This is a genomic window from Mycobacterium sp. PS03-16 (assembly GCF_004570325.1).
Lineage (GTDB): Bacteria > Actinomycetota > Actinomycetes > Mycobacteriales > Mycobacteriaceae > Mycobacterium.
Genome location: NZ_SPQO01000004.1, coordinates 202,460 through 219,348, shown reverse-complemented (window position 1 = coordinate 219,348; position 16,889 = coordinate 202,460). Strand labels below are relative to the sequence as shown.

General features: G+C 71.3%; 16 protein-coding genes and 2 tRNA genes. 6 read left to right on the top strand and 12 right to left on the bottom strand.

Annotated elements, in window-relative coordinates; all coding sequences use genetic code 11:
* Position 1 precedes the first annotated feature (1 nt).
* Complete coding sequence (locus tag E4P42_RS05590; RefSeq protein ID WP_135123860.1) at positions 2–958, bottom strand: thiamine-phosphate kinase; 957 nt, start codon at positions 956–958, stop codon at positions 2–4.
* Positions 959–1,057: 99 nt separating this feature from the next.
* Between E4P42_RS05590 and E4P42_RS05585 the strand changes: the two genes are divergently transcribed.
* Both E4P42_RS05585 and E4P42_RS05580 read left to right on the top strand, forming a co-directional pair.
* Positions 1,058–1,300 (top strand): Lrp/AsnC ligand binding domain-containing protein, encoded by a 243-nt coding sequence (locus E4P42_RS05585; protein ID WP_209305700.1) that lies wholly within the window; start codon positions 1,058–1,060, stop codon positions 1,298–1,300.
* A 49-nt stretch (positions 1,301–1,349) separates the two neighbouring features.
* Positions 1,350–1,883, top strand: a complete 534-nt coding sequence (locus tag E4P42_RS05580) for a DUF3515 domain-containing protein (protein ID WP_135123952.1) — start codon at positions 1,350–1,352, stop codon at positions 1,881–1,883.
* Here the strand turns inward: E4P42_RS05580 and E4P42_RS05575 are convergent.
* From E4P42_RS05575 to E4P42_RS05565, 3 genes are read right to left on the bottom strand one after another with little or no spacing between them, the layout of a single operon-like run.
* Positions 1,880–2,995: a D-alanine--D-alanine ligase family protein gene (locus E4P42_RS05575; protein ID WP_135123858.1), complete on the bottom strand. Its 1,116-nt coding sequence runs from the start codon at positions 2,993–2,995 to the stop codon at positions 1,880–1,882. The genes E4P42_RS05580 and E4P42_RS05575 overlap by 4 nt on opposite strands.
* A 58-nt stretch (positions 2,996–3,053) precedes the next feature.
* Positions 3,054–4,157: a cystathionine gamma-lyase gene (locus E4P42_RS05570; RefSeq protein WP_135123856.1), complete on the bottom strand. Its 1,104-nt coding sequence runs from the start codon at positions 4,155–4,157 to the stop codon at positions 3,054–3,056.
* 6 nt (positions 4,158–4,163) lie between these two features.
* A complete protein-coding gene (locus E4P42_RS05565; RefSeq protein ID WP_167759371.1) occupies positions 4,164–5,144 on the bottom strand; it encodes an NAD(P)H-dependent glycerol-3-phosphate dehydrogenase in 981 nt (326 codons plus the stop codon).
* A gap of 94 nt (positions 5,145–5,238) precedes the next feature.
* Here E4P42_RS05565 and cofC point away from each other — a divergent pair, with 94 nt between their 5' ends.
* The 3 genes from cofC (at position 5,239) to E4P42_RS05550 (ending at position 9,114) form a co-directional block, all read left to right on the top strand.
* Positions 5,239–5,895: a 2-phospho-L-lactate guanylyltransferase gene (gene cofC, locus E4P42_RS05560; protein ID WP_135123854.1), complete on the top strand. Its 657-nt coding sequence runs from the start codon at positions 5,239–5,241 to the stop codon at positions 5,893–5,895.
* A 60-nt stretch (positions 5,896–5,955) separates the two neighbouring features.
* A complete protein-coding gene (locus E4P42_RS05555) occupies positions 5,956–8,118 on the top strand; it encodes an RNA degradosome polyphosphate kinase (protein WP_135123852.1) in 2,163 nt (720 codons plus the stop codon).
* Between the two features lie 69 nt (positions 8,119–8,187).
* Positions 8,188–9,114, top strand: a complete 927-nt coding sequence (locus tag E4P42_RS05550; protein WP_135123850.1) for a bifunctional NUDIX hydrolase/histidine phosphatase family protein — start codon at positions 8,188–8,190, stop codon at positions 9,112–9,114.
* A gap of 57 nt (positions 9,115–9,171) precedes the next feature.
* Here the strand turns inward: E4P42_RS05550 and E4P42_RS05545 are convergent, their stop codons facing one another.
* The 3 genes from E4P42_RS05545 to leuC form a co-directional block, all read right to left on the bottom strand.
* On the bottom strand, positions 9,172–9,867 hold the full coding sequence (locus E4P42_RS05545; protein ID WP_135123848.1) for an HU family DNA-binding protein: 696 nt from the start codon (positions 9,865–9,867) through the stop codon (positions 9,172–9,174).
* Positions 9,868–10,068: 201 nt separating this feature from the next.
* On the bottom strand, positions 10,069–10,662 hold the full coding sequence (gene leuD / locus E4P42_RS05540; RefSeq protein ID WP_135123846.1) for a 3-isopropylmalate dehydratase small subunit: 594 nt from the start codon (positions 10,660–10,662) through the stop codon (positions 10,069–10,071).
* Between the two features lie 9 nt (positions 10,663–10,671).
* Positions 10,672–12,117: a 3-isopropylmalate dehydratase large subunit gene (gene leuC, locus E4P42_RS05535; RefSeq protein WP_135123844.1), complete on the bottom strand. Its 1,446-nt coding sequence runs from the start codon at positions 12,115–12,117 to the stop codon at positions 10,672–10,674.
* Positions 12,118–12,196: 79 nt separating this feature from the next.
* On the opposite strand from leuC, the gene E4P42_RS05530 reads away from it, so the two are divergent.
* The gene (locus E4P42_RS05530) at positions 12,197–12,898 is read left to right on the top strand and encodes an IclR family transcriptional regulator (RefSeq protein WP_135123842.1); all 702 of its coding nucleotides are present in this window, start codon (positions 12,197–12,199) and stop codon (positions 12,896–12,898) included.
* Between the two features lie 101 nt (positions 12,899–12,999).
* On the opposite strand, the gene E4P42_RS05525 is transcribed toward E4P42_RS05530, so the two are convergent.
* The 5 genes from E4P42_RS05525 to E4P42_RS05505 form a co-directional block, all read right to left on the bottom strand.
* Positions 13,000–13,072, bottom strand: a tRNA-Glu gene (locus E4P42_RS05525).
* 94 nt (positions 13,073–13,166) lie between these two features.
* A tRNA-Gln gene (locus E4P42_RS05520) sits at positions 13,167–13,238 on the bottom strand.
* Between the two features lie 145 nt (positions 13,239–13,383).
* Positions 13,384–14,868 carry a glutamate--tRNA ligase gene (gltX, locus tag E4P42_RS05515; RefSeq protein ID WP_135123840.1) on the bottom strand — a complete coding sequence of 495 codons (1,485 nt, stop codon included), beginning with the start codon at positions 14,866–14,868 and terminating at the stop codon, positions 13,384–13,386.
* Positions 14,865–15,650: a fumarylacetoacetate hydrolase family protein gene (locus tag E4P42_RS05510; protein WP_135123837.1), complete on the bottom strand. Its 786-nt coding sequence runs from the start codon at positions 15,648–15,650 to the stop codon at positions 14,865–14,867. The genes gltX and E4P42_RS05510 overlap by 4 nt, the downstream gene beginning before the upstream one ends.
* Before the next feature lie 16 nt (positions 15,651–15,666).
* Positions 15,667–16,836 carry a S9 family peptidase gene (locus tag E4P42_RS05505; protein WP_245233900.1) on the bottom strand — a complete coding sequence of 390 codons (1,170 nt, stop codon included), beginning with the start codon at positions 16,834–16,836 and terminating at the stop codon, positions 15,667–15,669.
* Positions 16,837–16,889: the final 53 nt, after the last annotated feature.

The following is a 16,889-nucleotide window of genomic DNA, read 5'->3' as shown; positions in this document are numbered from 1 at the left end:
TTCAGAACGACTGCCATCCCCGGTGCCCGGCCCAGTCGCCGCCGTCGACGAGGACGTCGGGCGGGCCGTCCACCACGCGTCCGATCGCCCGCCACCCCTGCGGTGGCGCCCCCGGGAACGTCGCGACCAGCGCGTGGTCCTCACCGCCGCCGAGCACGAGCTCCCACGCGTCCACCCCGGCGACGTCCGCCGCCGGTCCCACGGCGGCGTGGTCGTCGCGCAGCCCGTCCCGCCGGACGTCGATCCGGCATCCGGAGGCGTCGGCGATGTGGCCGAGGTCGGCCAGCAGGCCGTCGGAGACGTCGGTCATCGAGGTGGCACCGGCCTGCGCCGCCGCCGCCCCCTGCCCGTAGGGCGGGACCGGCACGAGGTGCCGTGCCCGCAGCGTCTCGAACCCTTCGATGGCTTTGTCCCACATGAGAAATCCGGCCGCGGACCGGCCGAGCTCACCGGCCACCGCCACCACGTCGCCGGGCCGCGCCCCGTCGCGGCGCACCGGTGCCCGGCCGGCCAGATCACCCAGCACCGTCACCGAGACCACCCACTGCGGCGCGGTCACCAGATCGCCGCCGACGATGCCCGCCCGCAGCGAGCGAGCCTCGTCCCACATCCCCTCGGACAGCTCCAGCGCGGCGGTGGCCGCGGTGTCGGCGGGCACACCGAACGCGACGACGAACGCGGTGGGCGACGCGCCCATCGCCTCCACGTCGGCGGCGTTCTGGGCGATCGCCTTACGGCCGATGTCATGCGGAGTGGACCAGTCCCGCCGGAAGTGCCTGCCCTCGACGAGCATGTCGGTGCTGACGACGGTGCGGCCGTCGGCGAACGCCAGCACGGCCGCGTCGTCGCCGGGTCCCACGGCCACCGACGCCGGTTGCGCGCGCCCCCGGGTCAGCGCCTCGATCACCGCGAATTCGCCCACCTCGGCCAGGCTCTCGGCGGGTTCGCGGGGCCCCATGTCGCCTCCATCCGGCGGTCGTCACGACGCGCAGCACCGGCTCGACCTGCGGTACGTTTGGTCCCCGGAGTCTATGGGGTGGGACGGAGGCGAGCACACGTGGTCGAGGCGTTCATGCTGATCCAGACCGAGGTGGGCCGTGCCGCGGTGGTCGCCGCGCAGCTGGCCGGCCTGCCCGGCGTGCGGTCGGCGGAGTACGTCACCGGCCCGTACGACGTCGTGGTGCGCGTGGGCGCCGACACCCTCGATGACCTGCAGTCGGCCGTCGTGCCGAGCGTCCAGCAGGTCGGCGGGATCACGCGGACGCTGACCTGCCCGATCGCGAACGGTGCGCACCCCTAGGGTTGCTCGTGTGAATCCCGATGTCCGCGACGGACCACCGCGAGCGCTGATGATCGCGGCGATCCTGGTGGCCGTCGCCGCCCTGGTGGTGGTGCTCGGGATCGCCGCCGTCCGCCAGGGCAGCCCGGAGCAACGGCCGGTCGCGATCGCCGCGGTGCCCGCGCCCCGGGCCGACGGGCCCGAGTGCCGGGCGCTGCTGACCGCCGTTCCGGACCTGCTCGGCGACTTCCGGCGCGCGCCGACGGCCGAGCCGACCCCCGCGGGCGCGGCGGCGTGGCAGGCCGGGCCGGACACCGAGGCGATCATCCTGCGGTGCGGGCTGGACCGCCCCGTGGACTTCGTGGTCGGGGCTCCGCTTCAGGTCGTCGACGCGGTCTCGTGGTTCCGCGTCGGCGAGGAGGCCGCCCCCGGCAGCAGGCAGGAGCCCGAGCAGACCCGCAGCACCTGGTATGCCGTCGACCGCCCCGTGTACGTCGCGCTCACACTGCCGCGCGATTCCGGGCCGACGCCGATCCAGGTCATGTCGCGGGTGCTGGCCGACACCATGCCGGCCCGCCCACTGGACCCGGGCCCGCCCCGCTAGCGCAGCCCGGTCCCCCGGGCCACCGCGGTGTCGACCATGGCCGCGAGCAGTGTCGGGTAGTCAACACCGCTGGCCGCCCACATCCGCGGATACATCGAGATGGTGGTGAAGCCGGGCATGGTGTTGATCTCGTTGACGACCGGCCCGTCGTCGGTGAGGAAGAAGTCGACCCGGGCCAGCCCCTGACAGTCGATGGCGCGGAACGCCCGGATCGCCAGGCGGCGGATCTCCTCGGCGACGTCGTCTTCGATCTTGGCGGGCACGTCGAGTTCGGCGCCCTCCTCGAGGTACTTGGTGGCGAAGTCGTAGAAGCCGTCCTCGCGGCCGCGCACCCCGGCCACGCGGATCTCGCCGACAATGCTCGCCTCGACCCGGCCGTCCGGGTACTCCAGCACGCCGCATTCGAGTTCCCGGCCGGGCACCGCGGCCTCGACGATGACCTTGGGGTCGTGCCGGCGGGCGGCCTCGACCGCGGCCGGCAGCTCGTCCCAGGTCGACACCCGGCTCACCCCGATCGACGAACCGCCGCGCGCCGGTTTGACGAACACCGGCAGGCCGAGCCGTTCGCGGTCGTCGAGACCGACCGTGGCGGTCCCGGGCCGCAGGACGACGTGGTCGCCGACCGGGAGCCCCTCGGCGACGAGCAGCTTCTTGGTGAACTCCTTGTCCATCCCGGCCGCGCTGGCCAGCACCCCGGCCCCCACGTACGGCACGCCGGCGAGTTCGAGCAGGCCCTGGATGGTGCCGTCCTCACCGTAGGGGCCGTGCAGCACGGGGAACACCACGTCGACCGAGGCGAGGACCTGGCCGGCGGCGGTGTGATCGAGCGAGACGAGCTCGCCGTGGCGGCCCGGGTCGGCGGGCAGCGCCAGCGCGGTGCCCGCCGCCGCGTCCACCTCGGGCAGCCGGCCGTCGGCGATCGCCAGCGCGTCCGGGCTGCCGTCGGTGAGCACCCACGATCCGCCCGGGGTGATACCGACCGCGACCACCTCGAAGCGTTGCGGGTCCAGGTTGCGCAGGATGCTGCCTGCGGAAACGCAGGAGATGGCGTGCTCGGAGCTGCGCCCGCCGTACACGACGGCAACGCGGGTGCGCTGGTTGGGGGCAGTCACAATCTGGAGAGGCTACCGTCCCGTTCGGTCAGGGCACGATTCGATGACGCGCCCGCGGTCAGCTCAGCGCCGCGTCCAGGTCCGCGATCAGGTCGTCGGTGTCCTCGATGCCCATCGACAACCGGGCGAACCCCTCCGGGACCGGATCCCCCCAGCGCGCCCGGCGGTCGATCGACGTGTGGATACCGCCGAAGCTGGTGGAGGCGACCAGCAGCGCGCTGCGCTCCACCAGCGCGTGCACTGCGGCCGCGTCGGCGAGTTCCATCGACACCAAACCGCCGAACCGCTTCATCTGCCTGCAGGCGACCGCGTGCGCCGGGTCTTCGGGCAGACCGGGATAGCGCACCCGCCGCACCGCCGGGTGCCCGCGCAGCAGCATCGCGACCGCCTGGGCGTTCTGGCACTGCCGCTCGAACCGCAGACCCGCGCTGCCGAGGCTGCGCAGCACCAGCCACGCCTCGAACGCCCCGAGGACCGGCCCGGCCAGCAGCCGGTCACGTTCCAGCCCGGCCATCAATTCGGGGTGGCTCCCGGCGACGTAACCGGCGATCAGGTCACTGTGACCGGACAGTGCCTTGGTGGCACTGGCCACCACCAGGTCGGCCCCCAGCGACAGTGGTTGCTGGCCCAGCGGTGTGGCGGTGGTGTTGTCGACCACGAGCGTGGTTCCCCGCCCCCGGCAGGTCATCGCCAGCCGGTGCAGGTCCACCACATCCAGGCCGGGGTTCGCCGGCGTCTCGGCCAGCACCACGTCGGCGTGCCCGGCCGCCTCGCACATTGCGTCGGCGGCCGCCTCGATCACCGTGACGCCATGTGGAGCAAGGTATTCCGCGGCATAGCGGCGCACCTGGTAGTAGCCGTCGGCCGGCACCACCAGGCGCGAGCCGGGCCGGGTCAGCACCCGCAGTGCGCAGGTGACGGCGGCCATGCCGGAGCCGAACACCAGGGCGCCGGACGCGCCCTCCAGGTCGGCGAGCGCCGCTTCGAGGCGCCGCCAGGTGGGATTGGAGCCCCGGCCGTAGGTGTCCAGCGGCTCGGCCTCGTCCGGCGACAGGTGGTAGGCCGAGACGGGCACCGGTGGCGAGCTCACCGGCTCGCCGGGAACCGCTTGCGCGGCAGTGGCTTTCACGCTGCGCGTCGAGTCGCCGTACGAGCCCGCCACGTCGCGCTACTCCGGTTTGGTGCTGCGGCCCAGCAGCAGCGAGATCGCTTCGTCGACCGACAGCCCCTTGTGGCATACCCGGTTGACCGCGTCGGTCAGCGGCATCTCGACGTCGTAGCTGGCGGCCAACGCGAGCACCGACCGGCAGGAGGTGACGCCTTCGGCGACGTGACCGCCGGCCGCGGCCAGCGCGGAATCCATGGTGCCGCCACGGCCCAGCCGCTCCCCGAAAGTGCGGTTGCGCGAATGCGGCGAGGTGCACGTCGCCACCAGGTCGCCGACCCCGGCGAGCCCGGCCAGCGTCGCGGGGTTCGCGCCGAGGGCCAGGCCCAGCCGCATGATCTCGGCGAGCCCGCGGGTGATGATCGCGGCCACCGTGTTCTCGCCCAGGCCGACGCCGACGGCCATGCCGCAGGCCAGCGCGATGACGTTCTTGCAGGCACCGCCGATCTCGGCGCCCACGACGTCGGGATTGGTGTAGGGCCGCAGGTACCCGGTGGCCAGGGCGCGCTGCAGGGTGACGGCGCGACCCGAGTCGTTGCAGGCGACCACGGTGGCGGCGGGCTGTTCCTCGGCGATCTCACTGGCCAGGTTCGGGCCGGTGATCACCGCCACCCGCGCCGGGTCGACGCCGGTGACCTGCCCGATCACCTGGCTCATCCGCATCAGCGTATCGAGTTCGATGCCCTTGGCCAGGCTGACCAGCGTGGCGTCGTCACCGATCAGTCCCTTCCACGACTCGAGGTTGGCCCGCAGCTGCTGGGCGGGGACGCCGAGCAGGACCGTGCAGGCACCGGTGAGCGCCTCGGCGGGGTCGCTGGTCGCGCGCACGGTGGCCGGCAGCGCGACGTCGTCGAGGTAGCCGCTGTTGCGGTGGGTGTCGTTGATCTCGGCGGCCACCTCAGGCCGGCGAGCCCACAGCGTCACCGAGTTGCCCGCGTCAGCGAGCACTTTGGCCAATGCGGTGCCCCACGCACCCGCACCCATCACCGCCGCAGCCACCACGGCTTCACCCTAGCGCGCAGGCCCGTTGCACCCGACGCCGTCGGCCGATCGACCGCGGGCTGGCAGGATGACGCACATGCGCGGCACCACGAGCACCGACGCCGCCCGGCCCGGAACGGACGCGGACGTGGCGGTGGTGATCGCCGTCAAACGGCTGGCCGCCGCGAAGACGCGGCTGGCGCCGATCTTCTCCTCGACGACCCGGGAGTCGGTGGTGCTGGCGATGCTCGTCGACACGATCTCCGCGGCCGCTCAGGTCGCCGCGGTCACCGTCGTCACCCCGGATCCCGTCGCCGCCGGGGCCGCCCGCGACCTGGGCGCCCAAGTCCTCCCCGACCCCACCCCCGACGGCCACCCCGACCCGCTGAACAACGCGATCGGTGCGGCCGAGGCCGCACTGCGCGCATCGGTGCCGAATGTCGTTGCCCTGCAGGGCGATCTGCCGGCTCTGCGACCGGGCGAACTGCACGAGGCGATCACCGCGGCCCGGTCCCACCCGCGCAGCTTCGTCGGCGACCGGCACGGCACCGGCACCGCCGCCCTGTTCGGGTTCGGGACCGGGCTGGCGCCGCTGTTCGGACGCGATTCGGCTCGGCGCCACCGGCATTCGGGGGCGGTCGAGCTGACCGGGGCCTGGCCCGGGCTGCGGTGCGACATCGACACCCCCGACGATCTGACGGCCGCGCGCCGGCTCGGCGTCGGCCCACGCACCGCGGTGGCCATCGAGGCGTAAAGGTGAACAACTCGGGTACGCGGTGGCAGGGCGCCCGCAGGATAGGGAAGGATCGAATCCATGACCGAAGCCGAGGCCGACATCAGGACGGAGGACGCCGAACGGGTGTCCGGTGATCCGGCGCCGGAGGCGCCACCCGCCGCTCCTCCTGCCCTGACCGCCCCCGCGATCGTCGACGCGCTGCCCGAGGACCGCTACCTCAACCGCGAGCTGAGCTGGCTGGACTTCAACGCCCGGGTGCTCGCGCTGGCCGCGGACACCTCACTGCCTCTGCTGGAACGGGCCAAGTTCCTCGCGATCTTCGCGTCGAACCTCGACGAGTTCTACATGGTGCGCGTGGCGGGCCTCAAACGCCGCGACGAGATGGGGCTGTCGGTGCGGTCGGCCGACGATCTGTCGCCGCGCGAACAGCTGCGCCGGATCAGCGAGCGCACCCAGCAGATCGCCTCCCGGCACGCGCGGGTCTTCCTCGACTCGGTCCGCCCGGCCCTGGGCGATCAGGGCATCGTGATCGTCACGTGGGCCGAACTCGACGACGCCGAACGCGCCCGGCTGTCGACCTACTTCCACGAGCAGGTCTTCCCCGTACTGACCCCGCTGGCGGTCGACCCGGCCCACCCGTTCCCGTTCGTCAGCGGGCTCTCGCTCAACCTGGCGATCACCGTCCGCCAACCCGAGGACGGCGGTCAGCACTTCGCCCGGATCAAGGTGCCCGACAACGTCGACCGGTTCGTCGAACTCGGCGCCACCGATGCCACGGTGCGCTTCCTGCCGATGGAGGAGCTGATCGCGGCGTTCCTGCCGGTGCTGTTCCCGGGGCTGGAGATCGTGGAGCATCACGCCTTCCGGATCACGCGCAACGCGGACTTCGAGGTCGAGGAGGACCGCGACGAGGATCTGCTGCAGGCGCTGGAACGGGAGTTGGCGCGCAGGCGGTTCGGCTCCCCGGTGCGCCTCGAGGTGTCCGATGACATGACCGAGAGCATGCTCGAGCTGCTGCTGCGTGAACTCGACGTGTTCCCCGGGGACGTGGTGCAGGTGCCCGGACTGCTCGACCTGTCGGCGCTGTGGCAGATCTACGCCGTCGACCGGCCCGCGCTCAAGGACCGGCCGTTCGTGCCGGCCACCCCACCGGCGTTCGGCGAGCGCGAGACGCCCAAGAGCATCTTCGCGACCCTGCGCGACGGGGACGTGCTGGTGCACCACCCGTACGACTCGTTCTCCACGACGGTGCAGCGCTTCATCGAACAGGCCGCCGCCGACCCGAATGTGCTGGCGATCAAGCAGACCCTGTACCGGACGTCGGGTGATTCGCCGATCGTCAACGCGCTCATCGACGCCGCCGAGGCCGGGAAGCAGGTGGTGGCGCTCGTCGAGATCAAGGCCCGCTTCGACGAGCAGGCCAACATCAAGTGGGCCCGCGCACTGGAGCAGGCCGGCGTGCACGTGGTCTACGGGCTCATCGGTCTGAAAACCCACTGCAAGACCGCGCTCGTGGTGCGCCGCGAGGGTTCGGTGATCCGGCGTTACTGCCACATCGGCACCGGCAACTACAACCCGAAGACCGCGCGTCTGTACGAGGACGTCGGTCTGCTGACCGCCGCGCCGGACATCGGCGCCGACCTCACCGATCTGTTCAATTCGCTGACCGGATACTCCCGCAAGGTCTCCTACCGCAACCTGCTGGTGGCGCCGCACAGTGTGCGCAAGGGCATCATCGAGCGCATCGAGCGCGAGGTGGCCGCCACCCTTGACGGCGCCGAGGGCCGGATCCGGCTGAAAGCCAACGCCTTGGTCGACGAGCAGGTGATCGACGCGCTGTACCGCGCGTCGCAGGCCGGCGTGCGCGTCGAGGTGGTGGTGCGCGGTATCTGTGCGCTGCGCCCCGGAGCCGAGGGCTTCTCCGACAACATCGTCGTGCGGTCGATCCTCGGCCGGTTCCTGGAACATTCGCGGGTGATCCACTTCCGAGGCATCGACGAATTCTGGATCGGCAGCGCCGACATGATGCACCGCAATCTCGACCGCCGCGTCGAGGTGATGGCGCAGGTGAAGGATCCGCGGCTGACCGCGCAACTCAGTGACATCTTCGAATCCGCGATGGATCCGGCGACCCGCTGCTGGGAACTCGGTCCCGACGGACACTGGACCGCCTCACCGCAGGAAGGGCACACGGTCCGCGACCACCAGGTGTCGCTGATGGACCGCCGCCGCCATCAGTGACCGCACCGCGCCGGCCCACCCGCGGTACGGCGTGTGATGGTCATTCCGAGATGATGTGCAGGAGTTGACGTGTCCAAGAATCCGGAGCCGTCCAAGAAGGCGGTGCTGGCGGCCGGCGCGGTGCTGTGGCGGTCCGACGGCGCGGACGCGCCCCCCGAGGTCGCGGTCATCCACCGCCCGCGCTACGACGACTGGTCGCTGCCCAAGGGCAAGGTGGACCCCGGGGAGACCGAGGCGGTGACCGCCGTGCGTGAGATCGGCGAGGAGACCGGGTTCTCCTGTGTGCTGGGACGTCGGCTGGTGTCGGTGTCCTACCCGGTCGAGCAGGGGTTGAAGAAGGTCCGGTACTGGGCCGCCCGCGCGGGTGACGGCACGTTCGAACCCAACGACGAAGTCGACGAGCTGATCTGGCTGCCGGTGCCGGAGGCGATCAAGCGGGTGGGGTACCCGCACGACCGGAAGGTGTTGCGACGGTTCGCCAAGCTGCCGGCCGACACCCGCACCGTGCTGGTCGTGCGCCACGCGACGGCGGGGAGCCGGTCGCGGTTCCGCGGCGATGACCGCCTGCGGCCGCTGGACAAACACGGACGGGCGCAGGCCGAGTCACTGGTCGGCCAGCTGCTCGCCTTCGGCGCCGACACGCTGTACGCCGCCGACCGCCTGCGCTGCGTGCAGACCGTCGAACCGCTGGCCGAGGAGCTGGGCCAGACGGTGCGCACCGACGAGGCGCTGACCGAAGAGGCCTACTCGAAGGACAAGAAGGGGACGCGGCGCCGGCTTCTGGACATCGTCACCGAGTCCGGCGCGGCCGGCCGGACCCCGGTGATCTGTTCACAGGGCAAGGTGATTCCGGACCTGATCGCCTGGTGGTGCGACCACGAGGGCGTCAAGCCCGATACGTCGCGCAACCGCAAGGGCAGCACCTGGGTGATGTCGCTGGCCGACGGCCGGCTCGTGGCCGCCGACCACATCGGCAGCCCGCTGGCCGGCAAGTAGACGCACCGGACCGCCGCGGGTCGAGCAGACCCCGCGGCGGTCGACGGTGTCACCGGACTACTTGCGGCCCTTCTTGGCCGGCGCCTTACGCGCCGGCGCCTTGCTGGCCGTCTTCTTCGCGGCAGTGCTCGTGGCCTTCTTGGCCGGCGCCTTGGTCGCGGCCTTCTTCGCCGGAGCGGTCTTCTTGGCGGCGGCCGTGGTCTTCTTGGCCGGCGCCGTCTTCTTGGCGGCGGCCGTGGTCTTCTTGGCCGGCGTCGTCTTCTTGGCGGCGGCCGTGGTGGTGGTCTTCTTGGCCGCGGTCTTCTTCGCCGGGGCCTTGGTGGCCGCCTTCTTCGCCGGCGCCGTCTTCTTCGCGGCGGCGGACGTGGTGGTCTTCTTGGCGGCGGTCTTGCGGGCCGGCGCCTTCTTCGCGGTGCGCTTGGCCGGGCCGGCCGCCACGCCGCGCTTGACCGCCGGGCCCTCGGCGGCGAGCCGCTGGGAGCCGGCGATGATCGCCTTGAACTGAGCGCCGGGCCGGAACGCGGGGACCGACGTCGGCTTCACCTTGACCGTCTCACCCGTACGGGGGTTGCGCGCGACGCGGGCTGCGCGCCGGCGCTGTTCGAACACACCGAAACCGGTGATGGTCACACTCTCGCCCTTGTGCACCGCGCGCACGATGGTGTCCACGACGTTCTCCACCGCGGCGGTGGCCTGCCGGCGGTCGGTGCCCATTTTGGTTGTCAGTACGTCGATGAGCTCCGCTTTGTTCATCCAAACCTCCGAGACCAGTGGTCCTCGTTGGACCGACTAGTGGACACGGTAAACCCACTGACCATTGATTTCCAAGAGCCACGCGCGGTTTCAGCGGTAGCTGGCGAACTTTTCGGCAATTCGCTTGCCTCCCTTAACGACCTGCCGGGCGCTCGGGAACGGGGTGTGGAGGCGGCGATTTCGCCGCCTCCACCGTCGAGATCAGGCCGGCAGCGTGCGCGGTTTCCAGCTCGGCCTGCGCCGCTCGTAATCTTCGATGTCGGCGAGTTTCCGCAGCGTAAGGCCTATATCGTCGAGCCCTTCAAGCAGCCGCCACGCGGTGTAGTCGTCAATCTTGAACGGCACCACGACCGTTCCCGCGACAATGTTTCGATCTTGAAGGTCGACAGTGAGTTCCAGCCCCGGGTTCTGCTCGATGAGTTTCCAGAGCAGTTCCACATCGTCCTGGTTCACTTCCGCGGCCAACAACCCCGCTTTGCCGGAATTGCCGCGGAAGATGTCGGCGAACCGGGACGAGATCACCACCCGGAACCCGTAGTCCATCAGCGCCCAGACGGCGTGCTCGCGCGAGCTGCCGGTGCCGAAGTCCGGTCCGGCGACCAGAACCGAGCCCTTGTCGAACGGCGGCAGGTTCAGCACGAAGGACGGGTCGCTGCGCCAGGCGGCGAACAGACCGTCCTCGAAACCCGTTCTAGTCACCCGCTTCAGATAGACGGCGGGGATGATCTGGTCGGTGTCGACGTTGGACCGGCGCAGCGGCACGCCGATTCCGGTGTGGGTGCGAAAGGCGTCCATCGGGTCTCCTCAGCGGGTCGGGACGGCGGCCAGATCGGCCGGGGAGGACAGGGTGCCGCGCACGGCGGTGGCGGCGGCCACGGCAGGCGAGACGAGATGCGTACGGCCGCCCTTGCCCTGGCGCCCCTCGAAATTGCGGTTCGACGTCGACGCACAGCGCTGCCCCGGCGAGAGCTGATCGGGATTCATGCCCAGGCACATCGAACAGCCGGCCTGCCGCCACTCGGCCCCCGCGCCGGTGAAGATCTCGTCGAGGCCTTCGGATTCGGCCTGCGCGCGCACCCTCATGGAGCCGGGCACCACGAGCATCCGGACACCGTCGGCGACACGACGGCCGCGCAGCACGTCGGCGACCACGCGCAGATCCTCGATACGCCCGTTGGTGCACGACCCGACGAACACGGTGTCGACCGCGACGTCGCGCATCGCCGTACCGGCCTCGAGACCCATGTACGCCAACGCCTTTTCGGCGGCCTGACGCTCCCCCTCGTCGACCATCAGCTCCGGGTCGGGCACCGCGCCGGCCAGCGGCACACCCTGGCCGGGATTGGTGCCCCACGTCACGAACGGGCTCAGCTCCGCCGCGTCGAGGTAGACCTCGGTGTCGAATTCGGCCCCCGGGTCGGTACGCAGTTCGCGCCACGCGGCGACGGCGGCATCCCAGTCGGCGCCCGTCGGGGCGTGCGGCCGGCCGCGCAGGAACTCGAACGTGGTGTCGTCCGGCGCCACCATGCCGGCACGGGCGCCGGCCTCGATGCTCATGTTGCAGATCGTCATCCGGCCCTCCATCGACAGCGATTCGATGGCACTGCCCCGGTATTCGATGACGTGGCCCTGGCCACCGCCGGTGCCGATCTTGGCGATCACGGCCAGGATGATGTCTTTCGCGCTCACCCCCGGCGGCAGTTCCCCGTCGACGTTGACCGCCATGGTCTTGAACGGACGCAGGGCCAGGGTCTGGGTGGCCAGGACGTGTTCGACCTCCGAGGTGCCGATGCCCATGGCCAGCGCGCCGAAGGCGCCGTGGGTGGAGGTGTGGCTGTCCCCGCACACGACCGTCATGCCGGGCTGGGTCAGCCCGAGTTGCGGTCCGATGATGTGCACGATCCCCTGTTCTGCGTCGCCCATCGGGTGCAGCCGGATGCCGAACTCCGCGCAGTTGCGGCGCAACGTCTCGACCTGGGTGCGAGACACCGGGTCGGCGATCGGCTTGTCGATGTCGACGGTGGGGACGTTGTGATCCTCGGTGGCGATCGTGAGATCCGGCCGGTGCACCGGTCGGTTGGCCAGCCGCAGACCGTCGAAGGCCTGAGGGCTGGTCACCTCGTGCACGAGGTGCAGGTCGATGTAGATCAGGTCCGGTTGGCGCGCAGCGCCTTCTCCGGGGCCGGGAACGACGACGTGGTCGTCCCACACCTTCTCTGCCAGGGTGCGTGGCGTGGCGGGCTGTGCCATTACCTTCTCGCTTCTTCGGGTTCCTCGGCCTGCGACGTTGCGCTGGCATTCTCACATTTCGGGACGTTAGTATCTCCCTGTGAGACAGGATAGCGGCATCGGCGTGCTCGACAAAGCGGTGGGCGTACTGCACACGGTGGCGGAGTCGCCCTGTGCGCTGGCGGAATTGTGCGAACGCACCGGGCTGCCCCGCGCCACCGCGCACCGCCTGGCCGCGGGCCTGGAAACACACCGGCTGCTGGCCCGTGACGCCGACGGCCGGTGGCGGCTCGGTCCCGCGCTGACCGAATTGGCCGGCCACGTCAACGATCCGCTGCTGTCGGCCGGCGCGCTGGTCCTGCCGCGGCTGCGCGAGATCACCGGGGAGAGCGTGCAGCTCTACCGCCGGGAGGGCACCGCCCGCGTCTGTGTGGCGGCTCTGGAACCGCCCGCGGGCCTTCGTGACACCGTGCCGGTGGGCTCCCGGATGCCGATGACGGCGGGCTCCGGCGCCAAGGTGCTGCTCGCCTACGCCGACGCCGCGACCCAGCAGGCGGTCCTGCCGACGGCGATGTTCACCGACCGCACGCTGGCCGAGGTGCGCAAGCGCGGCTGGGCCCAGAGCGCCGCCGAGCGTGAGCCGGGGGTCGCCAGCGTCTCCGCTCCGGTGCGCGACGGCCGCGGGGCCGTCGTCGCGGCGATCTCGGTGTCTGGTCCGATCGACCGGATGGGCCGACGGCCCGGCGCCCGCTGGGCGGCCGATCTCCTGGCGGCGGCCGAGGCGATGACCCGGCGTCTGTGACCGTGCGCCCGGCGGCCGTGACGAAGATCTCGCCATCTCGGGCGCCGAAGCCGGAGACGCAAAAGGCGCCTGTCCGACGGACCAGGCGCCTTGTCGCGTTGTACCCCCGATGGGATTCGAACCCACGCTACCGCCGTGAGAGGGCGGCGTCCTAGGCCGCTAGACGACGGGGGCTAGAACTTCCGGGAGGTCAGCATAGCTCAGCCGAACACGCTGACCTAATCGCCGGGACGGGCCCCGGCGCCTGGTGACGCCGGTGCTCGCACAGCTGGGGTACCAGGACTCGAACCTAGAATGGCTGAACCAGAATCAGCTGTGTTGCCAATTACACCATACCCCATTGGCCGCCTGTCACCGCAGGTCACAGACGCTTTCCGGGCCGGATACGCGATGAGGATCGCCCTCGCGCACCGTTCCGGGGCCGACGTGCACACTACCAAAGATTTCCGGCCGCTTTCGCCACGGTACCTCGACCCGGCCCGTGCTCAGCCCGCGGACGCCGCCGCATGGTCGCGTCCGGCGCGCAGCCGTCCCAGGCTGCGGTCGCGGCCCAGCAGTTCGAGCGACTCGAACAGCGGCGGGCTCACCGACGCGCCGGTGGCCGCGACGCGCAGCGGACCGAACGCTTTGCGCGGCTTGAGCTCGAGGCCCTCGAGCAGCGCCTGTTTGAGCGCCTCCTCGATCGCCGTGGTGGTCCACTCCCCGACCGCCTCGAGGGCGGCCAGCGCGGCGTCGAGCACCGGCACCGCGTCGGCCTTGAGCTCCTTGGCGGCGGACCTCTCGTCGAGGGCGAACGACGCCTCGTCGAGGAACTTGAGCAGATCCCAGGCGTCACCGAGCACCACGATGCGGGTCTGCACCAAGCGGGCGGCCTCGGCGAAATCGGCGTCGTCGAGGCCGGTGTCGTGGCCGTGGGCGACGAAGTAATCCCGCAGCCGGGCGGTGAAGTCGGCCTCGTCGAGCATCCGGATGTGCTCGGCGTTGAGCGCGTCGGCCTTCTTCTGGTCGAAGCGCGCCGGATTGGAGTTGACGTCGGCGACGTCGAAGGCGGCCACCATTTCCTTGATGCTGAACACGTCGCGGTCGTCGGCGATGCCCCAGCCCAGCAGCGCGAGGTAGTTCAGCAGGCCCTCGGGAATGAACCCGCGGTCGCGGTGCAGGAACAGGTTCGACTGCGGATCCCGTTTGGAGAGCTTCTTGTTCCCGTCGCCCAGGACGCTCGGCAGGTGCGCGAACTCCGGCACCCGCTCGGCCACCCCGAGGCGGATCAGCGCCTGGTACAGGGCGATCTGGCGCGGCGTGGACGGCAGCAGATCTTCACCGCGCAACACATGGGTGATGTTCATCAGCGCGTCGTCGACGGGATTGACCAGCGTGTACAGCGGCTCACCGGTCCCGCGGGTCAGCGCGAAGTCGGGGATCGAGCCCCCGGCGAACGTGGTCTCCCCCCGCACCAGGTCGCGCCAGGTGATGTCCACATCGGGCATCCGCAAGCGGATCACCGGGTTACGGCCCTCGGCACGGTACGCCGCGCGCTGCTCATCGGTGAGGTCGCGGTCGAAGTTGTCGTAGCCCAGCTTGGGGTTTCGTCCGGCGGCCACGTGCCGCGCCTCGACCTCCTCGGCGGTGGAGAACGCCTCGTAGGCCTCCCCCGCCGCCACCAGCCGCGCCACCACGTCGGAGTAGAGCTCCCGGCGCTGCGACTGCCGGTACGGCGCGTAGGGCCCGCCGACCTCGGGACCCTCGTCATAGTCGAGCCCCAGCCAGCTCAGGGCGTCGAGCAGCGCCAGATAGCTTTCCTCGCTGTCGCGCTGGGCATCGGTGTCCTCGATGCGGAACACGAACGCCCCACCGGTGTGGCGGGCGTAGGCCCAGTTGAACAGCGCGGTGCGGATCAGGCCGACGTGCGGCGTGCCGGTCGGCGACGGGCAGAAGCGGACCCGGACGGTTTCCGGCGACGCGGCGGTCATGACTTTCCTTTGCGTACAACGGGATTGGACAACGTGCCGATACCCTCGACGGTGATGGCGACGGTGTCGCCGTCCTCGATCGGCCCCACGCCCTCCGGTGTGCCGGTGAGGATCAGGTCACCGGGCAGCAGGGTCATCACCGCCGAGACCCACTCCACGATGGCGCCCACGTCGTGCATCATCAGCGAGGTCCGGCTGTGCTGCTTGAGCTCCCCGTTCACCTCGGTGCGCAGATCCAGATCGGCCGGATCGAGGTCGGTGGCGATCCACGGGCCCACCGGGCAGAAGGTGTCGTGGCCCTTGGCCCGGACCCACTGGCCGTCCGCCTTCTGCTGGTCGCGGGCCGACACGTCGTTGGCGATGGTGTACCCCAGGATGTTCTCGGCCGCGCGCGCCGCGGGCACGTCCTTGCACGGCCGTCCGATCACCACGGCCAACTCACCCTCGAAGTGCACCGGGTTCGCGTTGGCAGGCAACTGGATCGGCACGTTCGGCCCGACGATCGCGGTGTTGGGTTTGAGGAAGATCACCGGGTCGGGGAAGTGCCCGCCGCCCATCTCCTCGATGTGCGCGGCGTAGTTCTTCCCGATCGCCACCACCTTGCTGGCCAGGATCGGCGCGAGCAGCCGGACGTCGGCGAGCGGCCACGACCGGCCGGTGAAGGTGGGGGTGCCGAAGGGATGCTCGGCGATCTCCTTGACCACGGTCTCGGGATCGTCGGGCGCTCCCTCGATGCTGACAAAGGCCACCCCGTCAGGGCTGGCGATTCGACCAAGGCGCATGGCTGCCAGCCTAGTGTCAGCCGCCTGCGCCCCCGCCGAGCGCGGTGCGCAGGAACGCGGTGGAGTCCGGCAGCGACGCCAGCACCGTGCCGCCGTGGTCCTGATCGGGGTAGACCCGCAGCGTCACGTCCTGGCCGTTGGCGGTCAGTTCGTCGGCGAAGCTCAGCGTCGAGTTCGGCGGGACGTCGCGGTCGCGCAGGCCGACTCCGAGCAGCAGGGGCCGGTCATAGCCGTCGGTCGGGATGCCGAGGTACCGGTCGAGCGCGTCGGCGGCGCCGGGCAGCGAGGTCAGCGGCGCGCTGAAGAAGTCCGCCGGGGTGCGGGCGCGCAGCGCCTCGTCGAGCGCCGGTGTGCACAGGGTTTCGGCCAGCCGCGCGGCGTCCCGCCCGGCCGGGGTGAGCACGCCGTCGACGTCGAGCTCGGGGTGCGCCTCTGCGAATCCGGCCACGATGTAGGCGGCGTAGCTGTTGGCCGCGGGGCCGAGCTCCGGCGGCAGCACCATGTCGGGGCCGGCGTGCTTGACCACCCGCTCGATGTTGGCGGGGGTCCCGGTGGCCACGACCCCGCGGTAGTCCAGCCCGCTGCCGCGGCTGAACTCGGTGGCCCAGCGCGCGCCGCTGACCGCCGCGGCACCGCCCTGGGACTGGCCGACGATGGCCCACTTCGCCGACAGCGGCACCGCCAGGCCGTGCGCGGCCACCACGGAGTCGACGAGGGCGCGCGCCGAGGCGACGCTGTTGAGGTAGCTCATCAGCCCCGGGGTGCCCAGGCCGGTGTAGTCGGTACCGACGACGGCGTAGCCCTGCTCCAGCCAGTGCGTCAGGTACTCGTCGTCCCGGGGGCTGCGCGGCAGCGCCGAGGGCGTGCAGTCGTCGCCGAGCCCGACGGTGCCGTGCGCCCAGGCGATCACCGGCCAGCCGCCCCGCGGAGCCTCGCCCGGCGGGACGAACACCGCCGCGGTGCTCACCGCGGGCCGGTCGTGCTGGTCGACGGTGGCGTAGGCGATGCGATAGGCATGCCCCGCGCCGCGGACCCACAGCGGGCGCGCCAACGGCACCTCGGTGATCAGCGTGCCCGCCGGGGGCCGCGCGCCGTCGTAGGAGCGGGCGTCGAGCCCCGACCAGTCGGGCGTGGCCGCCACCGCCGGCACCGGCGGTGCGGCCACCGCCAGACCGCCCGCGAGCATCACCGCCGCCACGCCACGCACCATCCGTGTCCCGATCACGGCCGCCACGGTAC